The 24,135-nt window shown below is 66.4% G+C and carries 22 protein-coding genes and 1 pseudogene; 12 read left to right on the top strand and 11 right to left on the bottom strand.

Annotated features, from left to right (window positions below):
* A partial coding sequence (locus tag BN972_RS29260) for a PE family protein (protein WP_148305405.1) occupies positions 1-363 on the bottom strand: 363 nt, incomplete at its 3' end.
* Positions 364-493: 130 nt separating this feature from the next.
* The gene (locus BN972_RS15755) at positions 494-1,867 is read right to left on the bottom strand and encodes an FAD-binding oxidoreductase (protein ID WP_051545504.1); all 1,374 of its coding nucleotides are present in this window, start codon (positions 1,865-1,867) and stop codon (positions 494-496) included.
* Positions 1,868-1,989: 122 nt separating this feature from the next.
* Between BN972_RS15755 and BN972_RS31025 the strand changes: the two genes are divergently transcribed.
* Positions 1,990-4,896: an ATP-binding protein gene (locus BN972_RS31025; RefSeq protein ID WP_036359550.1), complete on the top strand. Its 2,907-nt coding sequence runs from the start codon at positions 1,990-1,992 to the stop codon at positions 4,894-4,896.
* Positions 4,897-4,899: 3 nt separating this feature from the next.
* Here the strand turns inward: BN972_RS31025 and BN972_RS15765 are convergent, their stop codons facing one another.
* The gene (locus tag BN972_RS15765; protein WP_036359552.1) at positions 4,900-5,169 is read right to left on the bottom strand and encodes a DUF4242 domain-containing protein; all 270 of its coding nucleotides are present in this window, start codon (positions 5,167-5,169) and stop codon (positions 4,900-4,902) included.
* 217 nt (positions 5,170-5,386) lie between these two features.
* Here BN972_RS15765 and BN972_RS15770 point away from each other — a divergent pair, with 217 nt between their 5' ends.
* The 4 genes from BN972_RS15770 to BN972_RS15785 all read left to right on the top strand — a co-directional run bounded on the left by BN972_RS15770 (position 5,387) and on the right by BN972_RS15785 (position 8,496).
* Positions 5,387-5,668 (top strand): phosphoribosyl-ATP diphosphatase, encoded by a 282-nt coding sequence (locus BN972_RS15770; protein WP_036359555.1) that lies wholly within the window; start codon positions 5,387-5,389, stop codon positions 5,666-5,668.
* Between the two features lie 2 nt (positions 5,669-5,670).
* Positions 5,671-6,522 carry an ATP phosphoribosyltransferase gene (gene hisG, locus BN972_RS15775; RefSeq protein ID WP_036359558.1) on the top strand — a complete coding sequence of 284 codons (852 nt, stop codon included), beginning with the start codon at positions 5,671-5,673 and terminating at the stop codon, positions 6,520-6,522.
* 106 nt (positions 6,523-6,628) lie between these two features.
* On the top strand, positions 6,629-7,111 hold the full coding sequence (locus BN972_RS15780) for a glycine zipper 2TM domain-containing protein (RefSeq protein WP_036359560.1): 483 nt from the start codon (positions 6,629-6,631) through the stop codon (positions 7,109-7,111).
* On the top strand, positions 7,108-8,496 hold the full coding sequence (locus BN972_RS15785) for an FAD-containing oxidoreductase (RefSeq protein WP_036359563.1): 1,389 nt from the start codon (positions 7,108-7,110) through the stop codon (positions 8,494-8,496). Before BN972_RS15780 ends, BN972_RS15785 begins: the two co-directional genes overlap by 4 nt.
* Here the strand turns inward: BN972_RS15785 and BN972_RS28860 are convergent.
* Both BN972_RS28860 and BN972_RS15795 read right to left on the bottom strand, forming a co-directional pair.
* Positions 8,493-8,630, bottom strand: a pseudogene (locus tag BN972_RS28860) (thioesterase family protein); the annotation flags it as partial. The gene BN972_RS15785 and the pseudogene BN972_RS28860 sit on opposite strands and share 4 nt — an antisense overlap.
* A gap of 83 nt (positions 8,631-8,713) precedes the next feature.
* Positions 8,714-9,589 carry a RecB family exonuclease gene (locus BN972_RS15795; RefSeq protein WP_036359570.1) on the bottom strand — a complete coding sequence of 292 codons (876 nt, stop codon included), beginning with the start codon at positions 9,587-9,589 and terminating at the stop codon, positions 8,714-8,716.
* A gap of 73 nt (positions 9,590-9,662) precedes the next feature.
* Between BN972_RS15795 and trmI the strand changes: the two genes are divergently transcribed.
* Complete coding sequence (gene trmI / locus BN972_RS15800; protein ID WP_036359572.1) at positions 9,663-10,505, top strand: tRNA (adenine(58)-N(1))-methyltransferase TrmI; 843 nt, start codon at positions 9,663-9,665, stop codon at positions 10,503-10,505.
* Here trmI and BN972_RS15805 read toward each other — a convergent pair.
* Both BN972_RS15805 and BN972_RS15810 read right to left on the bottom strand, forming a co-directional pair.
* Entirely contained in the window at positions 10,502-10,795 is a 294-nt protein-coding gene (locus tag BN972_RS15805) for a DUF503 domain-containing protein (protein WP_036359574.1), read from the bottom strand. The two genes, trmI and BN972_RS15805, sit on opposite strands and share 4 nt — an antisense overlap.
* A gap of 5 nt (positions 10,796-10,800) precedes the next feature.
* Positions 10,801-11,439 carry a hypothetical protein gene (locus BN972_RS15810; protein ID WP_036359578.1) on the bottom strand — a complete coding sequence of 213 codons (639 nt, stop codon included), beginning with the start codon at positions 11,437-11,439 and terminating at the stop codon, positions 10,801-10,803.
* A gap of 283 nt (positions 11,440-11,722) precedes the next feature.
* Here BN972_RS15810 and arc point away from each other — a divergent pair, with 283 nt between their 5' ends.
* Complete coding sequence (arc, locus tag BN972_RS15815; protein WP_036359580.1) at positions 11,723-13,552, top strand: proteasome ATPase; 1,830 nt, start codon at positions 11,723-11,725, stop codon at positions 13,550-13,552.
* Between the two features lie 44 nt (positions 13,553-13,596).
* Positions 13,597-15,366, top strand: a complete 1,770-nt coding sequence (locus BN972_RS15820) for a hypothetical protein (RefSeq protein ID WP_036361017.1) — start codon at positions 13,597-13,599, stop codon at positions 15,364-15,366.
* On the opposite strand, the gene BN972_RS15825 is transcribed toward BN972_RS15820, so the two are convergent.
* Entirely contained in the window at positions 15,363-16,004 is a 642-nt protein-coding gene (locus tag BN972_RS15825) for a hypothetical protein (RefSeq protein ID WP_036359583.1), read from the bottom strand. The two genes, BN972_RS15820 and BN972_RS15825, sit on opposite strands and share 4 nt — an antisense overlap.
* A 9-nt stretch (positions 16,005-16,013) precedes the next feature.
* Entirely contained in the window at positions 16,014-17,207 is a 1,194-nt protein-coding gene (locus tag BN972_RS31375) for a hypothetical protein (RefSeq protein ID WP_235192475.1), read from the bottom strand.
* Between the two features lie 309 nt (positions 17,208-17,516).
* Here BN972_RS31375 and dop point away from each other — a divergent pair, with 309 nt between their 5' ends.
* The 4 genes from dop (at position 17,517) to prcA (ending at position 20,934) form a co-directional block, all read left to right on the top strand.
* Complete coding sequence (gene dop / locus BN972_RS15835) at positions 17,517-19,013, top strand: pup deamidase/depupylase (protein WP_036359586.1); 1,497 nt, start codon at positions 17,517-17,519, stop codon at positions 19,011-19,013.
* 114 nt (positions 19,014-19,127) lie between these two features.
* A complete protein-coding gene (locus BN972_RS15840; RefSeq protein WP_036361021.1) occupies positions 19,128-19,322 on the top strand; it encodes a ubiquitin-like protein Pup in 195 nt (64 codons plus the stop codon).
* Positions 19,319-20,191, top strand: a complete 873-nt coding sequence (gene prcB, locus BN972_RS15845; protein ID WP_036359589.1) for a proteasome subunit beta — start codon at positions 19,319-19,321, stop codon at positions 20,189-20,191. Before BN972_RS15840 ends, prcB begins: the two co-directional genes overlap by 4 nt.
* Positions 20,188-20,934 carry a proteasome subunit alpha gene (prcA, locus tag BN972_RS15850; protein WP_036359592.1) on the top strand — a complete coding sequence of 249 codons (747 nt, stop codon included), beginning with the start codon at positions 20,188-20,190 and terminating at the stop codon, positions 20,932-20,934. The genes prcB and prcA overlap by 4 nt, the downstream gene beginning before the upstream one ends.
* 11 nt (positions 20,935-20,945) lie before the next feature.
* Here the strand turns inward: prcA and BN972_RS15855 are convergent, their stop codons facing one another.
* Together BN972_RS15855 and BN972_RS15860 are read right to left on the bottom strand one after the other, a co-directional pair.
* On the bottom strand, positions 20,946-22,298 hold the full coding sequence (locus BN972_RS15855) for a PP2C family protein-serine/threonine phosphatase (RefSeq protein WP_235192476.1): 1,353 nt from the start codon (positions 22,296-22,298) through the stop codon (positions 20,946-20,948).
* A gap of 141 nt (positions 22,299-22,439) precedes the next feature.
* Positions 22,440-24,035 carry a PPE family protein gene (locus tag BN972_RS15860; RefSeq protein WP_235192477.1) on the bottom strand — a complete coding sequence of 532 codons (1,596 nt, stop codon included), beginning with the start codon at positions 24,033-24,035 and terminating at the stop codon, positions 22,440-22,442.
* Positions 24,036-24,135: the final 100 nt, after the last annotated feature.

The raw sequence follows: 24,135 nt of genomic DNA on the forward strand, positions 1-24,135 counted from the left end.
GCCGTTGCCGATCAACGGGCGCCCGGTCTGGGCCACAAACGGCGCGTTGATCACGTCCAGCAGGCTCTGCAACGGCTGCGCCGCAGCGGATTCGGCCATCGCGTACGAGGCCCCATTGCCGGTCAACGTCTGAACGAATTGCTGGTGAAACGCCGCGGCCTGCGCGCTCAGCGTCTGGTACTGCTGGCCGTGCGCCCCGAACAGTTCGGCGATGGCGATGGACACCTCATCCTGCGCGGCGGCGACCAGGCCCGTCGTGTGGGCCGCTGCGGCGGCGCCAGCCGACTCAAGCGTTGCGCCGATCCCGGCCAAATCAGTTGCCGCACTTGCCATTAACTCCGGCATCGCGATGACAAAGGACATTTCAGGGCCTCTCTATGAGTCATGGCTTTATCGCCAGACCGCCGTCGATCTGGTGAATCTTTGGAGAGTTGGGTGTTATGGCCCCGAAAGGTTGTGCACTGCCTCGGGGCCGACTGGGCCGACTAGCTGACTACGCCGGACGAATGTTCTGGTTGATGTGAAACACGTTTTGCGGGTCGTATTCCGCCTTGATCTCGCTGAGCCGGGTGTAGTTCGGGCCGTAGCTGGCGCGGACGCGGTCCTGCCCCTCGTCCATCATGAAGTTCACGTAAGCGGCGCCGGCCGAATACGGGTGGGTCGCGTTCCAGTAGTCGCCTGACCAGCTGCGCAGGGTCTCCGCGCTGGCGGGGTCGGGGTCGACCCCCGCAATGACCTGAGAAAACGTGACGTCCCGGTGTGCGAATGCGGTGTCGGTTTGACCGACGCGATGAACCGCGCCGTCGATCGGATACAGATGCATTGTGGAGTGCATGGTCGGCAGCTCTTCGCTGAATCGGGCATGGGCCGCCACGGCGCCGTCGGGGATGCTCCGGAAGAAGTCACCGCGCCAATACCATTGCAGCCCTTTGGGATACAGGGCGTCAAAGGTGGACTGCAGCGCGGGATAGGGGGCGGTGCCGATGCCGTCCCAGGCCGGCTGCATCTGGCGCACCGGCGTGAAGGCTTCCTCGGCGCGGGCGGGATCGCCCGTGTAGCACCAGACCACCGCGCACGCCTTGTGTAGGTGGAAGGCCTCGGGGAAGGGTGGCGCGGGCGGAACGGTCATGGTTGCGAAGAAGCCGTACAAGTCCTCGTCCTGCGCCGGAAGGAAATCCCGGAACCAGCCGAGGATGTCGGCGGTAGCCGAGATCGGCCATGCCGTGGGACCGCAGATCACGCTCTGCATCGGGTGCAGGCGGAAGGTGAACGAGGTGACCACACCGAAGTTGCCGCCGCCACCGCGCAACGCCCAAAACAGGTCGGGGTGCTCGGATTCGGAGGCGGTCACCTCGCGGCCATCGGCCAGCACAACCTCGGCCGCCAGGAGGTTGTCGATGGTCAGGCCGTGCTTGCGGGACAGGTACCCGTGGCCACCCCCCAGGGTGAGGCCGCCGACACCGGTGCTGGAGATGATGCCGCTCGGCGTCGCCAGGCCGTGCGCGTGGGTCGCGGCGTCCACCGCAGCCCACGTCGCACCTCCCTGGACCCGGACGGTGCGCCGGTCGGGATCCACCTCGATCCGGTTCATCGGCGCCATGTCGATGACAAGGCCGCCCTCCACTGTTCCGAATCCGGGGCCGTTGTGGCCGCCTCCGCGGACGGCGACGTCGAGGTTCGACGTCCGCGCGAATTCCAGAGCGTTCGCGACGTCGGCGGCCGATCCGCACCGTGCGATCACGGCGGGCCGCTTGTCGATCATCGCGTTGTGCAGTGCCCGGGCCTCGTCATATCCCGGGTCATCGGGCAGGATCACCTCGCCGCCCAGTTGGCCCCGCACCTCATCTATCGCCACGTTGGTCATCATGCCTTGACGCTATGGCGCGAGACAGTGGCTCGTCATGACCACAACTAGGCATTCCTCGGGCGGACCGCGGTAGTCAGATCTGACTATCGACCAGCGAGCCGGGCCGCGACTACGTTTTGGTGATGCAATGGGTGCTGCCGCCGCTTCCGGCAGAGCTGACCGCCCGGCGTGGCGGTCCGCTGGTAGGTCGCGCCGCCGAGCTCGGGGCGTTCGAGCAGGCCTGGGAACGGGTTGAGGGCGGCAAGCGGCAGGCGGTGTTCGTCGGCGGTGAGCCCGGGGCCGGAAAGACGCGCCTGGCCGCCGAGGTGGCCGGGAGGCTGGCCGACCACGGCGTCGCGGTGCTCGTCGGAAGCTCGACGGCCGACGCGGACGTCCCGTACGCGCCGTTCGCCGAGGCGCTGGATCGACTGCTGATCGCGAACCCGTCGGGTTCCCTGGCGGGAGCGCTGGCCGAGGCAGGACCACAACTACGGCGACTGACAACCGAGGTGGATCGACATCTGCCCGACGCCGGGTCCGTCGACGATGTCAACGAGCTACGGCGTGCCCTCTTCGACGCGGTGACGGGTTTTCTGCGCCGGCTGGCGGCCGATCGCCCGATCGCGTTGATCTTTGAGGACATGCACTGGGCGCAGGTGCCGACCCTGGCGATGCTCGAACACGTGCTCATCGGCTGCGTGGATGTGCGCATGCTGGTGGTGGCTACTTTCCGCACCACCGAACCTGACCGCTCCGAAGAACTTGCGACACGGATGGCCGAACTGCACCGGTTCGACGGTGTTCGCCGTCTCGATCTCGGCGGCTTGGACACCGAGGCGATCGCCGAGTTCGTCGGCCAAACCCAACAGCTGCGTCCGCCGTCGGCGCGCACGGCCGCGGTGTTGCTGCGAGACAAGACCGGCGGCAATCCGTTCTTCCTCACCGAACTGTGCAATCACCTGGAAATCCGTGGCGGGCTCGCCAAACTGAATGCGCATCAGAGCGTTCCGGCTTCGATCGGGGACGTCATTGCCCGCCGGCTCGGCGGGCTGGGGGTCAGCGTCCGCAACGTGATCGAGCAGGCGGCGGTACTGGGCGAAGCGTTTGATCTGCCGGCGGTGATCGCCACCAGCGAGACCGATTTGACGGCGACGCTGGCGGCTGTCGATGCGGCCGAAGCCGTCGGGCTGGTGCGGGCAGTTCCTGGTTCTGATGGCGAGTTCGCGTTCGTGCATGCGCTGACCCGGGAGGCCGTCCTGGAAGGCATGGCGGCGTCGCGGCAACGAATCATGCACGCCCGGGCGGCCGAAGCGCTGGAGGGGCGCGCCGATATCTCGCTGATTCCCCGGTTGGCCAACCACTACCTGCTCGCGCACGTACTGGGCTACCACGCCAAGGCGTTGCACTATTCGCGGAGAGCGGCTCAATTGGCCGAGCAGAGCCTGGCTTACGAGGACGCGGCGAAATGGTTTGAGCGCGCGGCGTCGCTTCCCGAACTGAGTCCCGAGGATCGGGCCCGACTGAATTTGGGTGCGGCAACAAACCACGTGCGCGCCGGTGATTTCGCCCGCGGCCGGGCCATCTACGAACGCACCACCGCGATGGACGATCCGCTCATTCGGCTAGAGGCGGCGATCGGCTACGAGGACGCGAGTTGGCGTCCCGGGCTGGCTGACTCGAAAGCCGCCGATCTACTGGCCTCGGCGCTGGAAGTCTGCGGCTTGGGCACCCAGGACCCGCTCTATGTGCGGGCTCTCGCGAGTTTCGGACGCGCGCTGGCGTTTGCCGGCGAAGCGGCACGTGCCCGAGAAGTTGGTAGCTGGGCCATCGATCGCGCCCGGGACGTCGGCGATCCAGCCGCAGTGCTGCACGCGTTGCACGCCAGCCTGTGGCACGGCTTGAGCCCGGAAATGTCTGACGTCCAGTTGGAGCGGACGGCCGAGGTGCTGGACGGGGTGCAATCACTTCGCGACTACGTCGCGCTCGGCTCGTCGTCGCACTTCCGCGCTTTGGTCAGCTACGTAGTCGGCAGACCCGACGACCTGGCCGCCTCGTCCGCCGAGCTGCACCGAGCGATACAAGCCTGCGGACAGCCCTTCTTTGGCTTCATCAGCGCGTGCGTCAAGCAGGCGCTGACCTATCTGCGTGGCGACTTCGCCGGTGCCGAGCGGTGGGCTGACATCGCACTGCAAACCGGGAACACGTTCGGCGCTGACGGGACGGAGGGCTCCTACGGCGTTCAGATGTTCATGATCCGCCGCGAAACGGGGGACCTGAAAAGGTTCGCCGGGTTCGTGGACGGCAGCGAGACGTTCGCCGGCCGTTGGGTGCCAGGGCTGCTGGCGCTGTACACCGAGCTGGGCTGTGAACGTGGCATGACCCGCGCGCTGAATCATCTGCTCAATCGCAACCTCGGCGACCACACCGAGCAGGCGCAGTGGCCCATGGAGCTGGTATTCATGCTGGAAGCGGCCTTGGAACTGGGCAATCGCGAAGCCGTGCACGCGCTGCGTCCGTACGTCGCCCGCTATGCCGGCAAGAATTTGGCGGCCGGACAGTTTGTCGCCTTGTTCGGCAGTGCCGACCGATATCTCGCCCGGATCGCGGCGCTGAACGGTGACGCCGACGCCGCCGAGCGTCACTTCGCTGCGGCGCTTGAGATGGATCGGCGGATGGGCGCGGCGGTACATGTCGCGGAGACTTTGGCCCGCCACGCGCTATTCGCGGCGTCCGGTGGTTGCACCGACCAGGCGCGACGCCTTGCCGAACAGGCGCGTGAGGTCGCGTCGCCGATCGGCCAATCCCGGGTGCTCGATTTGGTGGATCCGCTGCTGACATCGGTACCGCAGGGCCCTGATGGCCTCAGTGACCGGGAGATCGAAGTGCTTCGGCTACTGGCCGAGGGATTGAGCAATCGCGCGATCGGGGAGCGCCTTTTCATCAGCACCAACACCGCCGCCAACCATGTCCGCAGCATCCTGATCAAGACCGGCGCGGCAAACCGTACTCAGGCGGCGATGTACGCCACCGAGCACGAGCTGCTCGGGTGAAGTTCAGATACTGGAAAATGCGCCATCCGACATGATGCGATTGCTTACCTCGACAACGACATCGGCGGGCAGACCGGCCCGAGCGGCCGCGGTTTTGATGGCCTCCGGCGACGGCGCCTCATAAAGGCAATAGGTCTTTCGCTTGTCCGCCGAAAGGAACGAGTAGAGCCAGCGAACGCCCTCCTCGGCATTGATGCGATTGATTCCGTCGACGGCGTCGAGGGTGGGCTCCAGGACCTCCGCGTAGTTGCGCTCGATCATGAATATCGGCACGGTGAACTCCTCTTGATCGGCCGGGCGTGCGTTGAACCTACCTGGGCTGTGTCGGTCTGGACCAACATTCGCCGTTGCGAGGCGGACGCCCACGCCACCTGTCTCCGCATTGCCGCGAGCGTGCGCAGATTGCCGGCGACACGCCGCTGCGGCCGGCATTCCGCGCACCTTCGCGGGACGGCTTGAGCTAAACCAAAGTGACTTCGCTGACCGGCACGTGAAACAATCGCTGGCCGTGAAGACCTTCGAGGATCTGTTCGCCGAACTCGGCGAGCGCGCCCGCACCCGGCCGGCCGGCAGTGCGACCGTGGCCGCGCTGGACGCCGGGGTGCATACGCTCGGCAAGAAGATCCTGGAGGAGGCCGGTGAGGTGTGGCTGGCCGCCGAGCATGAGCCAGACGAGGCGCTGGCCGAGGAAATCAGCCAGCTGTTGTACTGGACGCAAGTGTTGATGATTTCCCGCGGGCTGTCCCTCGACGACGTCTACCGGAAACTGTGAACATGCTGCGAGTCGCGGTGCCCAACAAGGGGGCGCTGAGTGAGCCGGCCACCGAAATCCTTTCCGAGGCCGGCTACCGTCGACGCACCGATCCCAAAGATCTGACCGTCATCGACCCCACCAACAATGTCGAGTTCTTTTTCCTTCGTCCCAAGGACATCGCCATTTATGTGGGGTCGGGAGAACTCGACTTTGGTATCACCGGACGTGACCTGGCGCTGGATTCCGATGCGCCAGTGCGGGAACGGCTAGCCCTGGGCTTCGGGTCGTCAAGGTTTCGGTATGCTGGACCCGCCGGCCGGGATTGGACGGTCGCCGACCTGGCAGGCAAGCGGATCGCCACCGCATACCCGAACCTGGTTCGAAAAGATCTGGCCGCGAAAGGGATTGACGCGACCGTCATCAGGCTGGACGGTGCCGTAGAAATCTCCGTGCAACTCGGGGTTGCCGACGCCATCGCCGACGTGGTGGGCTCGGGTCGCACGCTGAGTCTGCACAATCTCGTCGCTTTCGGTGAGCCGCTTTGCGATTCGGAAGCGGTGTTGATCGAGCGAGTCGACCATGATGGCGAAACCGCTTCTGCCCGCGAACAATTGGTGGCCCGAGTGCAAGGCGTGGTGTTCGGCCAGCAGTATCTGATGCTCGACTATGACTGCCCGCGCTCGGCATTGGACCGCGCCACGGCGGTGACCCCGGGGTTGGAGTCCCCGACCATCGCCCCGCTTGCCGACCCGGATTGGGTTGCGGTGCGTGCGTTGGTGCCCCGCCGCGACGTCAACGGAATCATGGACGAACTCGCCGCGATCGGGGCCAAAGCGATCCTGGCTTCCGACATCAGATTCTGCCGATTCTGAACAGGTGCCAGCGCGGTTGCTGTGTTAGCGTCCGCTGGAACCCGCGACCCCCCGCGCGGTTCTCGTCATCGCCGCTGGGCCGGCGCCTGTCCCAGGAGGGATCGCTGTGACACACATTCTCGTTCTGTTGTTGGCGTTGTTGCTTGGTGTCGTCGCCGGGCTGCGGTCGTTGACGGCTCCCGCCGCGGTCGCATGGGCCGTCTTCCTCACTTGGCTCAACCTGCACGGAACGTGGGCCTCGTGGGTCGGCAATCTGGTGACCGTCATCATCCTTACCGTTCTCGCCATCGGCGAATTGATCAACGACAAACTTCCCAAGACGCCGCCGCGCACCGCGCCGCCGGTGTTTGCGGTGCGGCTGATCATGGGCGGGTTCGCCGGTGCGGTACTCGGCACCGCCTGGGGTTACAAGTGGGGCTCATTGGGTGCCGGAGTTGTCGGCGCCGTGCTGGGCACCCTCGGCGGCTTCCGAGCTCGCCGGGCGCTGGTCGCCAAGAATGGCGGCAAAGACTTGCCGATTGCGCTGCTTGAGGATTCGGTGGCGGTGCTGGGCGCCTTCGCCATCGTTGCCGCGGCGGCCGCTCTGTGACCGAAGGGTCCTCGGGGGCAAAGACCTTCGACGCGATCGTCGTCGGTGCCGGACAGGCCGGTCCGCCTTTGGCGGGCCGCCTCACCGCCGCGGGACAGCGCGTCGCCGTCATCGAACGCCAACACGTCGGCGGCACGTGCGTCAACTACGGATGCATCCCCACCAAGACGTTGGTGGCCAGCGCCCACGCCGCGCACCTGGCGCGCCGCGGTGCCGAATACGGGGTGGGGACCGGTCCGGTCAGTGTCGACATGGCTAAGGTCAAGGCCCGCAAAGACGACATCATGCTCAAGGACCGCAGCGGCGTTCAGGCCTGGCTGGACGGCATGGACAACTGCACCGTCTTTCGCGGGCACGCCCGCTTCACCGATCCGCACACCATCCGGGTCGGCGACGAGCTGCTGAGCGCCGACCGGATCTTTCTCAATGTCGGTGGCCGGGCGGTGGTGCCCGACATCCCCGGGCTCTCCGAGGTCGAGTACCTGACCAACGTGTCCGTGCTGGAGCTCGACACGGTGCCCGAGCATCTGGTCATTGTGGGCGGCAGCTACATCGCGCTCGAGTTTGCGCAGATGTACCGCCGCTTCGGCGCCCGGGTCACCGTCGTGGAACGCGGCGCGCGCCTGGCCTCCCGCGAGGACGAGGACGTTTCGACCACCATCAGGGAAATCCTGGAAGCCGAGGGCATCGACGTCATCACCGGCGCGGATGACGTTCGCGTTATCAAGCGCGACAGCGGTTTCGAGTTGACCCCCGGTGCCGGCGCGGCGCCCATAGCGGGCAGTCACCTGCTGCTGGCGGTGGGCCGCCAGCCCAACACCGACGACCTGGGCCTCGAGGCGGCCGGTGTGCAGACCGACGCCCGCGGCTACATCGTCGTCGACGATCAACTGCGCACCAACGTCGAGCACATCTGGGCCATGGGCGACTGCAACGGCAAGGGCGCCTTCACCCACACCTCCTACAACGACTTCGAAATCGTGGCGGCCAACCTGCTTGATGACGACCCTCGCCGGGTCAGTGACCGCATCACCACCTATGCGCTCTATATCGACCCGCCGCTGGGACGGGCCGGCCTGACCGTGGACCAGGTCCGCAAGTCGGGCCGCAAGGCGCTGGTCGGTAAGCGGCCGATGACCCGGGTCGGCCGGGCCGTGGAAAAGGGTGAGACGCAAGGGTTTATGAAGGTCGTGGTGGATGCCGAAACCGACGAGATCCTCGGCGCGGCGGTCTTCGGAGTGGGCGGCGACGAAGCGATCCACTGCATCCTCGACGTGATGTCGGCCAAGGCCCCGTACACCACACTGTCGCGCACGATGCATATCCACCCGACGGTCAGCGAGCTGATTCCCACTGTCCTGCAGGAGATGTCGCCGCTCGACTAGCCGTCCCGGCGCCGCACCAGCAGGGTCTGCGCCGACGTCCCGACAAAACCGGTCCGGTCGAAGATCTCACCCGTGGTGGCTCCGACGCCGTCGGGTCCGATGGAGGCGGGGGCGAGCCGTGCTGGATCTCCCGGCCCCAACTGCTGCGGGTGTGGTCCGTGGATTTCGAACGCTTGATACTCGCCCGCGCCGGGCAGGCGACGGTAGAAGCAGCCGGTCATGCCGCCGGTTCGGACGGCTGTGATTCCGCGGTGCTGGATGAGTATTCGGGCCACCCCGGATACGGTGGCGGCGTCCCGCCGAACGCCGGACACAGTGCCTGATGGGAGCACCAGTCGCACAGCCGGGACGGGTTGGGCCGGAAGTCACCGGTCTGGCCGGCGGACTGGATGGCGCGCCAGATGGCCATCAGTGTCTTCTCGAACCGCAGCAGCTCGTCGTGATCCGGCGAATAGTCCAGCAGCTGGCCGTCGGCCAGATAGATCAGCCGCAGCCGGGTCGGCAGCACGCCGCGGGACCGCAGCAGCGCCACCGCGTAAAACTTCATCTGGAACATGGCCTTGAACTCGGCAAGGGTGCGCGTCGCCGCCGGGGCTTTGCCCGTCTTGTAGTCGACCACACGTAGCTCACCGGTAGCGGCGACATCGATGCGATCGATGTAGCCACGCAGCAGCGTTCCGTCGGCCAGTTTTACCTCCACCCGCTGTTCACAGCATTGCGGGTCGAACCGGGTCGGATCCTCAAGCCGGTAGTAACCGGCCAGCAGGGCACGGGCCTCGTCTAAGAGTTGCGCCCGCTGCTCCGGGTCCAGCTCACCGGCCAGCTCGGGGTCGCGGGCGAGCACCTGGTCCCAGGCGGGGTCGATCAGCGAACGCGCGGTGTCCGGGCCGCGCTGGACGGCCGGCAACTCGTAGAGCCGCTCGAGCGCGACATGCACCACCGACCCCCGCAGCTGGGCCGGGGAGGGAGCCTCGGGCAGCCGGTCGATCGCCCGGAACCGGTACAGCAGCGGGCACTGCTTGAAATCCGCGGCGCGCGAGGGTGAGAGCGCCGGTCGGGCGCTGTACACCTGCGGCTGTGCTGCGGCCGTCATAATCGCAGCCTAGGACCGGGTACCGACAACCCCAAGCACCAGCGTCAGCGAGTCGGCTGGCACGCTGTACGCCGTGTCAGCAACGGGTCCGTTCAGTATCGGCGAGCGTGTCCAGTTGACCGACGCCAAGGGGCGGCACTACACGATCACGCTGACGCCGGGCGCCGAGTTTCACACCCACCGGGGCCGGATCGCCCACGACACGATCATCGGGCTGGAACAGGGCAGCGTCGTCAAGTCAAGCAACGGCGCCCTGTTCCTGGTGCTGCGGCCGCTACTCGTCGACTACGTGATGTCGATGCCGCGCGGGCCGCAGGTGATCTACCCCAAGGACGCCGCCCAGATCGTGCACGAAGGCGACATCTTTCCCGGCGCCCGCGTCCTGGAAGCCGGTGCCGGTTCCGGTGCCCTGACACTGTCTTTGCTGCGGGCGGTCGGTCCCGAGGGGTCGGTGGTGTCCTACGAGGCGCGGGCCGATCACGCCGAACACGCCCGGCGCAACGTGACCGCGTTCTACGGGACGGCACCGGCCAACTGGCAACTCATCGTCAGCGACCTCGCCGAGTCCGAACTGCCCGACGGCTCGTTCGACCGGGCGGTGCTGGACATGCTGGCCCCGTGGGAGGTCCTGGACGCGGTGTCGCGGCTGGTGGTCGCCGGCGGGGTGCTGGTGATCTACGTCGCGACCGTCACGCAGCTGTCGAAGGTGGTGGAGGCGGTCCGGGCCCAGCAGTGCTGGACCGAGCCGCGGTCGTGGGAGACGCTGCAGCGGGGCTGGAACGTGGTCGGGCTGGCCGTGCGGCCGCAGCATTCCATGCGGGGGCACACGGCGTTCCTGGTTGCCGCACGCCGGCTCGCGCCGGGTGCGGTTGCCCCTGCTCCGCTGGGCCGCAAACGAGAGGGGCGCGACGGCTAGTCGTCGCTTCTGTTCAGCCCGCGTCGCACCGACAACAACTCGAACTCCGGATGCGCGGCCACCAGCCGTTCGGCCGCGTCCAGCACGTCCACGGCATGCCGGCGGTCGGCCGACACCAGGGCGACCCCAATGCCTGCCCGTCGGTGCAGGTCCTGAGAGCCGGTTTCGGCGGCCGACACGCTGAACTTGCGCTGCAGTTCCGCGACGACCGGCCGGATCACCGACCGCTTCTGTTTGAGTGACCGCACGTCGCCCAGCAGAACGTCGAACTCGAGCCAGCCGATCCACATGCCCTTCAGGACCCCGGCGACGACGTCGGGGCGGGGCTGGGACCGGGGCTCGGCTCTGGGCTGGGTGGCGGCACCGGCTCAGGCGGCGGCGGTAGCGGCGGTGACGGGGCCGGCGGAGGTGGCGGGACCGGCGTGGTCGAGCTGTGCGAATTGCTCAACCCCAGCAGCATCGCCGCCGTCTTGCGCGACAACTGCCACCCCGATTGGAACGGGACAAACTCCATCGGGAACGTGAACTCGCGCCGGCCGGGGTCGGCTGTGGTGACTACCACGGTGGACGTCACGTGCGAAGGGTTCGCGCCCGACCAGGCGATGTTGTTGGCCGCGAACCCCATCGGCAGGTAGCCACCGTCGCGCGCGGCGGTGGTGAAGTTGTCCAGCGCTTCGGCGGTCTCCGGCGTTGAGCCTTCGACCAGGTTGAGTTTGTCGTTGCCCGGCACGGCGGGGTCGGCGAGGCGGAACAGCAAATCGTTGAGCGCCTCGGGAGGGGGCAGGGGAGCGCTCGGCGGGGTCACTACGCTCGACGTCGCCGCCGGCGGCGGCTCGGCGGAATCCATTCGCCGCGCCGCGTGTTGGGAACAACCAGTGAGTGCTGCCGCCACTGCGATGGCGGTGCCCAGTGTTACGCAGACGTTTCCGGACATCCAGCGGCAGGGCTCAGCGGCGAAAAAACGGGTATAGGCAGGGGAATGCAACGGAAGTCACACCCGGGTCGGCCGCACCCGTCGCTGCGGCCCCCGGAAGGCCTGTGGCTAGGGATTTCGCGGTCACAGAAGTCCTTTCGCTCGGCCCGAGTAGAAGCCGAGATTACCAGCGTGACCCAACTTGTAACTTTTCAACCGCATTTGACTACACACATCAAACGCTGCCGGCCGGTAGCGTTGAAGTATCCGCCACGCCATCCTTGGTGCGGGAAAGGAGCGCAACATGGGTGACTCAGAGCGTTCTGAAGCATTCAAAACATCACGCGATATCCCCCTGTCCAGCGAAGATGCTGCAGAACTCGAACAACTGCGGCGCGAGGCCGCGGTTCTGCGTGAGCAACTCGATAATGCGGTTGCACACCAGAACCCCACCCGCTCGGCCCGCGATGTCCATCAACTCGAAGCGCGCATCGACTCACTCGCCGCGCGCAATTCGAAATTAATGGAAACTCTTAAAGAGGCCCGCCAACAACTGTTGGCGCTACGCGAAGAAGTTGACCGACTCGGCCAGCCGCCCAGCGGCTATGGCGTTCTGCTCGGCGCGCACGACGACGAGACCGTCGACGTGTTTACGTCCGGGCGCAAGATGCGCCTCACGTGCTCGCCGAACATCGACACGTCGCTGTTGAAGAAGGGGCAGACCGTGCGCCTCAACGAGGCGCTGACGGTCGTTGAGGCCGGCACCTACGAGTCGGTCGGTGAGATCTCGACGCTGCGCGAGGTGCTGGGCGACGGTCATCGCGCTTTGGTGGTCGGCCACGCCGACGAGGAGCGCATCGTGTGGCTGGCTGAGCCGCTGGTCGCCGAGGATCTGCCCGAAGGGCACCCGGACGCGCTCAACGACGACAGCCGCCCGCGCAAGTTGCGGCCCGGCGACTCGCTGCTGGTCGACACCAAGGCCGGGTACGCCTTCGAGCGCATCCCGAAGGCAGAGGTCGAAGACCTGGTGCTGGAAGAGGTCCCAGATGTCAGCTACGAGGACATCGGTGGCCTGACCCGGCAGATCGAGCAGATCCGCGACGCTGTTGAGTTGCCGTTCCTGCACAAGGAGCTCTACCGGGAGTACGCCTTGCGTCCGCCCAAAGGGGTGCTGCTCTACGGCCCGCCCGGGTGCGGTAAGACGCTGATCGCCAAGGCAGTCGCCAACTCGCTAGCCAAGAAGATGGCCGACCTGCGCGGTGACGACGCACGCGAGGCGAAGTCGTACTTCCTCAACATCAAGGGTCCCGAGCTGCTCAACAAGTTCGTCGGCGAGACCGAGCGGCACATCCGGCTGATCTTCCAGCGCGCCCGCGAAAAGGCGTCGGAAGGCACCCCGGTGATCGTGTTCTTCGACGAAATGGACTCGATCTTCCGCACCCGTGGCACGGGCGTCTCCTCCGACGTCGAGACCACTGTGGTCCCGCAGCTGCTGTCAGAGATCGATGGTGTGGAAGGCCTCGAGAACGTCATCGTGATCGGCGCCTCCAACCGTGAGGACATGATCGACCCGGCCATCCTGCGGCCTGGGCGCCTCGACGTGAAGATCAAGATCGAGCGGCCGGATGCTGAAGCGGCGCAGGATATTTTCTCGAAGTACCTGGTCGAGACGCTCCCGGTGCACGCCGACGACCTCGCCGAGTTCGACGGCGACCGCAGCGCATGCATCAAGGCGATGATCGAGAAGGTCGTCGACCGGATGTACGCCGAAATCGACGACAACCGGTTCCTGGAGGTCACCTACGCCAACGGTGACAAGGAAGTCATGTACTTCAAGGACTTCAACTCCGGCGCGATGATCCAGAACGTGGTCGACCGGGCGAAGAAGAACGCGATCAAGTCGGTGCTGGAAACGGGCCAACCCGGTCTGCGTATCCAGCACTTGCTCGACTCGATCGTCGACGAGTTCGCCGAGAACGAGGACCTGCCCAACACCACGAATCCCGATGACTGGGCGCGGATTTCGGGCAAGAAGGGCGAGCGGATCGTGTACATCCGCACCCTGGTCACCGGCAAGTCGTCCAGTGCGTCGCGGGCCATCGACACCGAGTCGAACCTGGGGCAGTACCTGTAGGAGTGTTCGGGCGCTTGTCGGTAGCCCCGGCTAGCGTCGCGCTCATGCGGCTACGGTTTGGAACCTCGGACTACCACGCTTACGTCGACACCCGCAGTGTCCTACTGGACGAGCTGAATGAATGGTTGGCTCCTAAGGAACCTGAACGCGGTGATGTGCTCGCCAACGTCAAGTCCTTCCTGGACTGGCGTTATCGGGAGTCCATCGGGGCGCTCGATGAGTTCGCCCTCAGCGACATATCGCGGTTTCTGCTCGAGTGGTGCCCACGTCGGTTGAAGGGGCAGGCCGATGCCGCGATCAACCTGTGCTTTGCGATCGGCGTGTATTTCGATTTCATGGCTGCCACCGGACGTCTCGTCGGCGGCGCCGACCGCGCTGCCAGGCTGCGACGGCTGACCGATGACCTGGCTTTGACGGTGCTCGCCGAAGTGCGCGACCCCACCACGACGGCTGCCGAGCCATACCGGCTGCCGTTCGTTCACATTCCCCCGCCGTCGACGGACGTCACTGCCGCCGCCGAGGCGGCGCCGCTACTGGCCAAGATCGATGCTCTGCGCAACTATGTCGGTTCCGATGGCAAGTCCCTCACGGATCAGGGGCACCTTCAACTATCTGACGGTCGCGCGCTGGTAGAGCAGTTGAACACGGGCGATGTGCTCGACCTCGAATTGGGCGGTCGAACGCTACAACCCTATTCAACGGCCGGGATGCGGCGCTTGAATTTCATTGTTGACTGCGCAGTCGAGGTCGGCGCCGTGAACCTTCGCCAACACCGCATCGTTCGGGGACAGGCTTGGGACTCACTCACACCAGTCGAGCGGGTGCGGACGCTGTTCACGGCGATTCGCGAACTCAAGCCGCTGCGATCGCTCGGGGCGGACTTGGATTGGGAGAACGACGAACTGGCCGCGGTGCTCGAAGGTGGGATCGTGCATTGGCTGGTTCCGCTGCTCATGCGCGACCGCGTTGGAGTCCCGTTCGACATCCTCCGGGAGTTCGTTCAATCGGCGGCAGTCCAGGAGCTGGGTCCAGACGAGGACGGCGTGCTCGAGGACCAAACCGAGGAGGGGATATGCCTGCTCCTGGAAGTCTTGGCGGATGTCGGTGTGCTGCGGTGGACGGATCGGAGAGAAGTGCGGTCGATCCTCGGTCCTAGCTGCTGGACCGGCGGCACCCTTGCCCTGACCGCCGTCGGCCGGCATATCCTGCCGGACCATCTCGCCGGCAGTGGGTACGAGCTGCGCCGCCTGGACCGTATCAAAGAGTGGGATGCAGCCGCGCTCATCGATGTGATGGCGTTGTTGGACAACAGATTCGATGGCGAGTTGGTGGCCAACTGGCAGGCGCACCAGCCGGCCGTCGAGCGGGTGCGGATGCTTACCGAAGCCATCGTTGCGGCACCCACTGCCGCGCATCGGTTAGCCGGTCTTGCGGCGTTGGATGAGTTCGCAATCGAGGTGACCGAACCCTTCGTGCGTCAACTATTGGACACCCCGGTCTCTGGTCACGCGGCGTTGTGGTTGATTTCGCGCCAGCGCGCCGATGCGGAAACTCTCGGCAGCTTCGTCGATCAAGACATCGCGCTGCTCGTTGACGCGCTCGCGGTCAAGGTGGAGGAACCTGCGGTGCTGTGCAGCTTCTTCACCGGCCCACAACCTCTGCAGCTGATCGAGGACATGTGGCGCCATCCCGCGCCCGAGACCGCGATAGTGCTCGAGGCACTCGGGCGCCATCTGCCGGACCCCGCACTCAGGAAGGCGGCGCGAAAGGCACTCGTACGGCACCGCAGCTGGATGGCGAACCGTCGAAACTAGCTGGCCAGCGAGTAGCTGTTGGTCAAGTCGTCCTGCAGTACCTGGGCGGACTGCGTGGTGGTGTCGATCCGCAACTCTTCCTTCAGCACCCGCGCGTGATAGGACCAGCCGGCCGGTAGCTTGAGCCGATCACCGAGCTTGGGTAGGTCGCTGCGCGACAGGTCCGGGTCGACGACCTGACTCCACGTTTGCATCACCCATTGGTGGCCGTGCGGGTCCTGGAGTTCATAGATCTCCTGGCCGGCGTCGAAGACGAAGACCGTGTGCCGGCTGACGTGGTTCACGGTGTATGGGGTGGGGTTCATCGACGACAGCAGGACGGTGGCCTGCAGGATCATGTCGATGCCGCCGAAGGTCTTGATGATCTGGGGCCCCTGCTGGTTCTTTTCGATGCGGTTCATCAACCAGTAACGCGGGCCGTTGAGTAGTGCTGTGGCAGCACCGTTTTCGGTGGCGATGGCGTGCGGGTCCAGCGCCTTCCACAGCTCGTCAGGACAATCGTTGAGCGGAAAGCTGTTGTAGACGGTGGCTTGCGGACCCGCCTCCCCGGGGGTGACGAGAAGCACTTCGCCGTAACGTTTCCCGGAGAGGTCGCCCGATTGTTGGGGCGCCGTGGAGTTCGAATGAGGGGCTGACACACGGTGAACCTAATCACCCAGGTCAGCGGCGTCAACACTGGTCACCGGCGCGTTGACCACGCGATTGCGGTAACGGTTGCGGGCGGTCAGGGTGAGATGCAGATCGTCGATCAACGGGTCGACGAATCTCGAACGGTAATCGGCGTCACCGGCCGCGCGGGCGCTGATGTACATGAACGTCAACGCCCCCAGGAACAGGCAGAGGTGCACGAGGGAATCCGGCACCGGCACCGTCAGGCCCAAGACGGTCGAGTTGTTGTCGGTCGTGTGCGCCCAGTCCTTCAACAGGCCTGGGGTGAGCACGATGAGACCCAGGGCCACATAGATCCCGGCGGTGAGTGCCGCGACGACCATAATTTGGGCGAGCTGGGATGCCGCTAGCACAAAGACCACGTTGGCGCGCTCGGCCCGAGTCAGCGGGGGGCTTTCCGGAGGATCCGGCATTGCTTCAAAAGGCGTGTGGGACAACCGCTTTCTGTCGATCGGTACGGCCGCGGGGGAGCGCAGCATCGGCTTGACTCGTTCGGAGGTGGCGGAGACGACGAAGGCAGCGGCGATGCTGATCAGAAATAGGATGGCCAGTGCCAGCCGGTCCCCGCTGATCGTCGCAGCCATGATCCAGACGTTGCCGTTGAAGAACACCAACGTGGTCAGCAGCACGACAGGCAGGGCCCGAACCGCTAGGCCACCGATCGACGCGAGGTGCGAGAGCGTCATGCGAGCCGACCATCCGATCACCGAGCCGACACCGCAGCCGGTGAGGACCATCAAGACGACCGCGGTCCCGACTGCATCCGGAAGGTGCGACGGGCCGGTCTCTATCGAGATGACGATTACCACGATGGTGATCGCTGCCGTCGATGCCAGTGCACGATAGCGGCCGTTGGGAATTCGGGATACCAGCCAGCCGACCAGCGTCATGCCCACCGGAGCCACCGCGATGAGAATCAACAAGAACCATTCCCGCGGTGACGGCGAGCCCTCGATGACGACTTCCGTCTTGCCCTCGGTGACCAGCAGCACCGGGAGCGTCCAACAGTGCAACGTGGCGTAGGCGGCCAACATCGGAGCCGACCGTGACCACAGCCGCCGCCACCGTCCTCGCGTCGTCAGCACCGACGGCAGACCGCGCTGCAGGAACCAGCTTTCGGCCTCGTCGGTCGCCGACGTGCGTCCGGCCAGCGAGCGCAGAGAAGGGCTCATGCCGCGTCACACTAGCGTCGCCGGCCAGCACGTGTGGGCGTCTTGGACGGCCGCCGCGCCCGGGTTGTCACGGCCGCCCCGGGAGAGTCACGGCTCCCTCCGGGAGGGACCACAATCTCTGCCCGGCTTGTAGCGACAGTGTCGTTGGGTTGTCGTCGGAGCGTCGCTCCAAGCCGGGCAAAAATCGTGGTGCCTTCTGGACGGGACCAACGCCGGCACCCAGCGGGGTCGGCTTGATTGCCGGCGCCGCTCGGCAGGACGGGAAGGCCCGCAAGCAGCCCGCATCGTCGGCGGGCTTAGGCTCAAGGTATGCAACGGATTATCGGGACCGAGGTCGAGTACGGCATCTCGTCGCCGTCCGACCCGACCGCTAACCCGATCCTCACCTCGACACAGGCCGTTCTGGCGTACGCCGCCGCCGCCGGTATCCAACGCGCGAAGCGGACCCGCTGGGACTACGAGGTCGAGTCGCCCCTGCGGGACGCACGCGGTTTCGACCTGAGCCGCTCGGCGGGGCCGCCGCCGGTGGTCGACGCCGACGAGGTCGGTGCGGCGAACATGATCCTGACCAACGGGGCGCGGCTCTACGTCGACCACGCTCACCCGGAGTATTCGGCGCCGGAATGCACCGACCCGCTGGACGCGGTGATCTGGGACAAGGCCGGCGAACGCGTGATGGAGGCCGCCGCCCGCCACGTCGCCAGCGTGCCCGGCGCCGCGAAACTTCAGCTCTACAAGAACAACGTTGACGGCAAGGGCGCGTCGTACGGATCGCATGAGAACTACCTCATGTCGCGGCAGACGCCGTTCTCGGCCATCATCGCCGGGCTCACCCCGTTCCTGGTGTCTCGGCAGGTGGTGACGGGTTCGGGCCGGGTCGGCATCGGCGCCTCGGGGGACGAGGCCGGCTTCCAGCTGTCGCAGCGGTCGGACTACATCGAGGTCGAGGTCGGCCTGGAAACCACCCTCAAGCGCGGCATCATCAACACCCGCGACGAGCCGCACGCCGACGCGGACCGCTACCGCCGGCTGCACGTCATCATCGGTGACGCAAATCTGGCCGAAACCTCGACCTATCTGAAGCTGGGCACCACCGCGCTCGTCCTCGACCTGATCGAGGAGGGCATTGACCTCACCGACCTGGCCCTGGCCCGCCCGGTGCACGCCGTCCACGCCATCAGCCGCGACCCCTCGCTGCGGCAAACCGTGGCCCTTGCCGACGGGCGGGAACTCACCGGGCTTGCGTTGCAACGGATCTACCTCGACCGAGTGGCCAAGCTGGTGGACAGCCGCGACAAAGATCCCCGCGCCTCGCACGTGGTGGAAACCTGGGCGCACGTCCTCGACCAGCTCGAGCGCGACCCGATGGACTGTGCGGAACTGCTGGATTGGCCGGCCAAGCTGCGGCTGCTGGAAGGTTTTCGCCAGCGTGAGAATTTGAGCTGGTCGGCGCCCCGACTGCACCTCGTCGACCTGCAATATTCCGACGTGCGGCTGGATAAGGGCCTGTACAACCGCCTGGTGGCGCGCGGGTCGATGAAGCGCCTGGTTACCGAACACCAGGTGCTGGACGCGGTCGACAACCCGCCCACCGACACCCGCGCGTACTTCCGCGGTGAATGTTTGCGCCGGTTCGGCGCGGACATCGCCGCGGCCAGTTGGGACTCGGTGATTTTCGACCTGGGAGGTGACTCGCTGGTCCGGATCCCGACGCTCGAACCGCTGCGAGGCAGCAAGGCACACGTCGGCGCGCTGCTGGATTCGGTGAACAGCGCAGTCGAACTGGTGGAGCAACTCACGAGCTAGACCTGGTTAGACCGACGAAACGTCGGTGCTGACCGGTAGGGTAGAGAGAAGCCAACGGGCAGATGGACACGCAACGCGGCCTGTCGAAGGCCCGTGACGAAGCAGGAGGCGGCGATGGCGCAGGAGCAAACCAAACGTGGCGGTGGCGGCGGCGACGAGGATGACGTCACCGGCACCACGGCCGCGGGCCAGGAGCGTCGCGAAAAGCTGACCGAGGAAACAGACGATCTGCTCGACGAGATTGACGATGTCCTCGAGGAGAACGCTGAGGACTTCGTGCGCGCATACGTTCAAAAGGGCGGACAGTGACCTGGCCGTTGCCTGATCGTCTGTCCACCAACCCCGCAAGACCCGGATTCCCGGCCGTAGAACTGTCGTCGTTCGCTGACTTCTTGCGCCGGCAGGCTCCGGAACTGCTTCCCGCCAGCATCAGCGGCGCGCCCGTGTCCGACCAATTGCCGCACGGCACCACGATCGTCGCGCTGAAATACCCCGGCGGTGTGCTGATCGCCGGGGACCGGCGCGCGACGCAGGGCAACATGATTGCCGGCCGCGACGTGCGCAAGGTCTACATCACCGATGACTACACCGCCACCGGCATCGCCGGTACGGCGGCCATCGCCGTCGAGTTCGCCCGGCTTTACGCCGTCGAGCTCGAGCATTACGAGAAGCTCGAAGGCGTGCCACTGACGTTCGCCGGCAAGGTCAATCGGCTCGCGATCATGGTCCGGGGAAACCTGCCCGCCGCCATGCAGGGGTTGGTGGCGCTGCCGCTGCTGGTGGGCTACGACATCGCCGCCGCCGGCCCGGAAGGCGCCGGCCGCATCGTGTCCTTCGATGCCGCCGGCGGCTGGAACATCGAGGAAGAGGGCTACCAGTCGGTGGGCTCGGGTTCGATCTTTGCCAAGTCATCGATGAAGAAGTTGTATTCACAAGTCACCGATGCCGACTCGGCGCTGCGGGTGGCCGTGGAAGCGCTCTATGACGCCGCCGACGACGACTCCGCCACGGGCGGACCGGACCTGGTCCGCGGCATCTACCCCACGGCGGTCACCATCGACGCCGACGGCGCCATCGACATCTCGGAGCGGCGCATCGCCGAACTGGCCCGCGATGTCATCCAAAGCCGTTCGCGCGCAGACACTTTCGGCCCCGACGCCGACGGCGGTGAGAAGTGAGTTTTCCGTATTTCATCTCGCCCGAGCAGGCCATGCGCGAGCGCAGCGAGCTCGCACGCAAGGGCATTGCCCGCGGTCGCAGCGTGGTGGCGTTGGCGTATGCCGGCGGCGTGCTGTTCGTCGCGGAGAACCCGTCGCGATCGCTGCAGAAGATCAGCGAGCTGTACGACCGCGTGGGTTTCGCCGCGGCCGGAAAGTTCAACGAATTCGACAACCTGCGTCGCGGCGGCATCCAGTTCGCCGACACCCGCGGCTACGCCTACGACCGTCGCGACGTCACCGGCCGCCAGCTGGCGAACGTCTATGCCCAGACGCTGGGCAGCATCTTCACCGAGCAAGCCAAACCATATGAGGTGGAGTTGTGTGTGGCCGAGGTCGCGCACTACGGCGAGGCGAAGCCGCCGGAGCTGTACCGGATCACCTACGACGGGTCGATCGCCGACGAGCCGCATTTCGTGGTGATGGGCGGAACCACCGAGCCGATCACCAACGCGCTCAAAGACTCCTATACCGAGAACGCCGAACTTCCCGACGCGCTGAAGATCGCGGTTGATGCGCTGCGCGCTAGCGCCGGCGATAGCCCCGGCAACGGCCAGTCCCCCCTCGGCGTGGCCAGCCTGGAGGTCGCGATCCTGGACGCCAACCGGCCCCGGCGCGCGTTCCGCCGGCTTAACCGCGCCGCGCTGGATTCACTGTTGGGCGAATCCGAATCACCCGAATCAGAGGGCGAGTCCGCCGAATAAGCGACCCGCGCTCACGAGGCGGTGATCGCCAGAAGGGCGACGTCGTCGTCGGGCCGCAGTTTCGGGATCAACATCGTCAGTTCTTCGACGAGACCCACCGCGCCGAGACTGGTGCGTTCGGCAACAAAGACAGCCAAATTGTCTTGGTTGAAGGGCGTCGCGGCGTGGCGGGCCTCGACGATCCCGTCGGTGTAGAACAGCAGGGTCTGCCCCGGCCGCAAATGGATGACGCAGGCGTCGAACACGGCGTTCTCGATCATGCCGACGAGCATTCCGTCGGGGGATCGCACCTCTTCGGCGCCGCCGGCAGGATCCAGCAGCAGGGCGGGTGGATGTCCTCCCGTCGCCATCGTCACCCGGCAACCCGACCCGTCCGCGGGTGGCTCCAAGGTCCCGAAAAGGACCGTGCAGAAACGTCGCGGAGCCAACTCGCGCATCAGCACCGCGTTCAGTTCTGCAAGCCCCAGGGTCGGGTCGCGGTAGTGCAGCGCGGCCGAGCGCAGGGTGTAGCGGATCAGCGACGTCGCTACCGCCGCCTCGACACCGTGACCCTCCACATCGCCGACGAAAAACGCCCACCGGTTGTCACCGAGTGGGAACACGTCATAGAAGTCTCCGCCCACCCGCCGCGGCGAAGCCGGATGGTAGTGCGCGGCCAGCGACAGCCCCTCGATGCGCGGCAACGCCGGTGGAAGCAACGTTTGCTGCAGGACCGCCGCGTAGTCCTCGGTCAGGTCTCGGTCGTACTCGGCGATGTCGCGGTCACGCAACGCGAGGTCACGGTCTAAGCGGGCGTCGTCGCGATCGCGCCGCGCTTCGTCACGAGCCCGCTGCGCAACTGCACGGTCGGCGCGGGCGTCGTCGCGTGCGTACTCGGCTGCGTCGCGTAGCCGCCGCTCCGCCCCGAGCGCGTCCAGTGAACTCAGCCGAAGCTCGAGCTGCTCCATCACTATCGCCGCGAGATCTTCGAGCACCGAAAGCTGCTCGCGGGACGCGTCGCGCGCCTCGTGGTCCATGACCGCGACCGTGCCGAGCCTATGCCCGCCGGATGTCACGATCGGCGCGCACGCGTAGAAGCGGATCCGGTGCTCGCGCGCGAACGGATTCGTCGGGAACGCGGTGAGCGCGTCCGGCACGCAGTATGCGTCACCACTGACGATCGCCGGCTCACACAAGCCGGCCTCGCGCGGGATTTGGCGAACGTCCGCAAGCCCGCGGGCCGCGACAAACCCGATGCGGTCCCGGCCGACGACCGACACCGCCGCCATGGGCGCACCGAAAAAGCTGGCGGCCAGGCCGGCGATTCTGCCGAAAACCCGATCGGGCGGCGCGTCGAGCACGCGGTAACGCTCAACCGCGTGCACGCGAGCCGTCTCGGCGGCGCTGCCCTGGAAAGTATCTTCAGAAATGGCTTGTCCATCCGCCGAATCGCCCTACCACCCAGGCCCGATGGGATCAGTGGAACTATAGCCAGAATCGTTGCATTCGAATCTTCGATCACGCCCTCACCGCCAGGTATTCGGCAACATCGGCATGGTCGGCCCACCACCGAAGGCGTCGTCAGTCAGCGTCGTCAATCCGGCAGCCTCTCCCACGGCGTGGTGGGGAACGGTCCCGGCAAGTCCCTGTTGTCCGGCACCCTGACCCGAGGCAGTCGCCGCCTCGTCGTCCGGCGGCCCGTCGAAGACTGGCTCGACGTCCACATCCATGTCCATGAACTCGTCGCCGTAGCCACGCTGCGTGGTGCGTTTGCGTTGCCGAAGCCGCGCCTGCCGACGGAGCGCGGCCGGTGACAACGCCGCAGCGGCCGCGCTGTCCGGCTCGGACGCCTTCTTCTTGGCGCTGGCGCTTGCGCTGGCAGTCATCCCCGAACCGAACCCGATTCCTGGCGGCGCGACCAGGTAGGGCGGCGTGAAGCCGGGAGCCGGCGGCGCAGGGCTCGGCGGAACGGGCCCGGCGCTCGCCGGCGCGGTCGACGGAGCCGGAGCCGGCGCCGAGCCGGCGGTGGATGCCGAGCCGATCGACGTGGGTGACGACGTCATTCCCGCGGCTGGTAAGTCCAGGGCGGCCGGGGTGGGCGTTGGCGCGGGCACTTCCGTGGGCGTGGCTACGCCCGCCAACCCGGCCAGGCCGGCAAGCCCGCCCGCCGGCACCGCCGGCACCAACATCACGCCCCCGGCCGCTGCCAGCAGCAATGGGGACTGAGTTATGGCGGTCCCGAGCTGGGCGACATGCGTGGGCCAGTCCAACAGGGAAAGGGCCAGGAAATACTGGATTGCCTGGGTGGGGTTCTGCGACATCTGCATGACGTCCCCGATCAACTCGAGGCCGCGAGCGAGGTACCACATCGGCTGGGTGGCGTCCGCGTAGCTCTCGTAGCCGAGTCCGTTGAGCGTGCCGGCGCCGGAGTCCCAGTAGATGCCGAAGACTTCCAGGAAGTCCGATATGAGGTCCGTCAAAGGGTTGGACACTAAGGGATTTCGGATCAGCCCGTTGATGCCGAACTGCTCCAAGATCGGTGCGATCGCGTTGATCATGGCCCGGCCCGGATCCAGGGATGCCGCCGAACCAGCGGATCTCACGATGGGCGGCGCCGCCGTCGAAGATGGTGTGGACGCGACCGCGGCAGTCGCAGCGGACTGGTAGGTGGCCATCGTGGTGGCGGCCTGGATCCACATCCGCACATAGTCGGCTTCGTTGAGCACGATCGGGACGGTGTTGACGCCGAAGAAGTTCGTAGCCACCAGCGCGGCGTGGGTCGCGTGGTTGGCGGCCAACTCGGCCAGGGTCGGCATCGCCGCCAGGGCGGCGGTATACGCGACGGCGGCGACCTCGTGCTGCGCGGCCGCGGCGGCACTCTTGGCACTGGCCTCAAGTAGCCACGCCACGTAGGGCGCCTGGGCCGCCGACCAGGATTCCGCGCCGGAGCCCTCCCAGCCCGCTTCTACGGCGGCGACGAGGTCGGTGATTTCCGCGGCCGCCGCGGCGTATTCGGCGCTGAGCGACTCCCACGCCGCAGCGGCCGTCAGCAGCGACTCCGGGCCTGGGCCCTGGGTCAACAGCGCAGAGTGAACCTCCGGCGGCGCGGCCATCCAGATCATCGTCAGCGGGGCCTTCCGAAGCGGGCTGGGAAACGGAAGTTTCGCATAGCCTAACTTTTAGATTCGAGGCGCCTGCAGAGTGGGTTGAGTGGGCGACGCG

Origin of the sequence: Mycobacterium asiaticum DSM 44297 (genome assembly GCF_000613245.1) — a bacterium.
Taxonomy (GTDB): Bacteria; Actinomycetota; Actinomycetes; order Mycobacteriales; family Mycobacteriaceae; genus Mycobacterium; species Mycobacterium asiaticum.

What these genes read in the sequence shown, in the direction of transcription:
- BN972_RS15755 (WP_051545504.1), bottom strand. Translation starts at nt 1,867, where the DNA reads ATGATGACCAACGTGGCGATAGATGAGGTGCGGGGCCAACTGGGCGGC.
- BN972_RS31025 (WP_036359550.1), top strand. Translation starts at nt 1,990, where the DNA reads ATGCAATGGGTGCTGCCGCCGCTTCCGGCAGAGCTGACCGCCCGGCGT.
- hisG (WP_036359558.1), top strand. Translation starts at nt 5,671, where the DNA reads ATGCTGCGAGTCGCGGTGCCCAACAAGGGGGCGCTGAGTGAGCCGGCC.
- BN972_RS15795 (WP_036359570.1), bottom strand. Translation starts at nt 9,589, where the DNA reads ATGACGGCCGCAGCACAGCCGCAGGTGTACAGCGCCCGACCGGCGCTC.
- BN972_RS15805 (WP_036359574.1), bottom strand. Translation starts at nt 10,795, where the DNA reads ATGTGGATCGGCTGGCTCGAGTTCGACGTTCTGCTGGGCGACGTGCGG.
- BN972_RS15810 (WP_036359578.1), bottom strand. Translation starts at nt 11,439, where the DNA reads ATGTCCGGAAACGTCTGCGTAACACTGGGCACCGCCATCGCAGTGGCG.
- arc (WP_036359580.1), top strand. Translation starts at nt 11,723, where the DNA reads ATGGGTGACTCAGAGCGTTCTGAAGCATTCAAAACATCACGCGATATC.
- BN972_RS15820 (WP_036361017.1), top strand. Translation starts at nt 13,597, where the DNA reads ATGCGGCTACGGTTTGGAACCTCGGACTACCACGCTTACGTCGACACC.
- BN972_RS31375 (WP_235192475.1), bottom strand. Translation starts at nt 17,207, where the DNA reads ATGAGCCCTTCTCTGCGCTCGCTGGCCGGACGCACGTCGGCGACCGAC.
- dop (WP_036359586.1), top strand. Translation starts at nt 17,517, where the DNA reads ATGCAACGGATTATCGGGACCGAGGTCGAGTACGGCATCTCGTCGCCG.
- BN972_RS15840 (WP_036361021.1), top strand. Translation starts at nt 19,128, where the DNA reads ATGGCGCAGGAGCAAACCAAACGTGGCGGTGGCGGCGGCGACGAGGAT.
- BN972_RS15860 (WP_235192477.1), bottom strand. Translation starts at nt 24,035, where the DNA reads ATGATCTGGATGGCCGCGCCGCCGGAGGTTCACTCTGCGCTGTTGACC.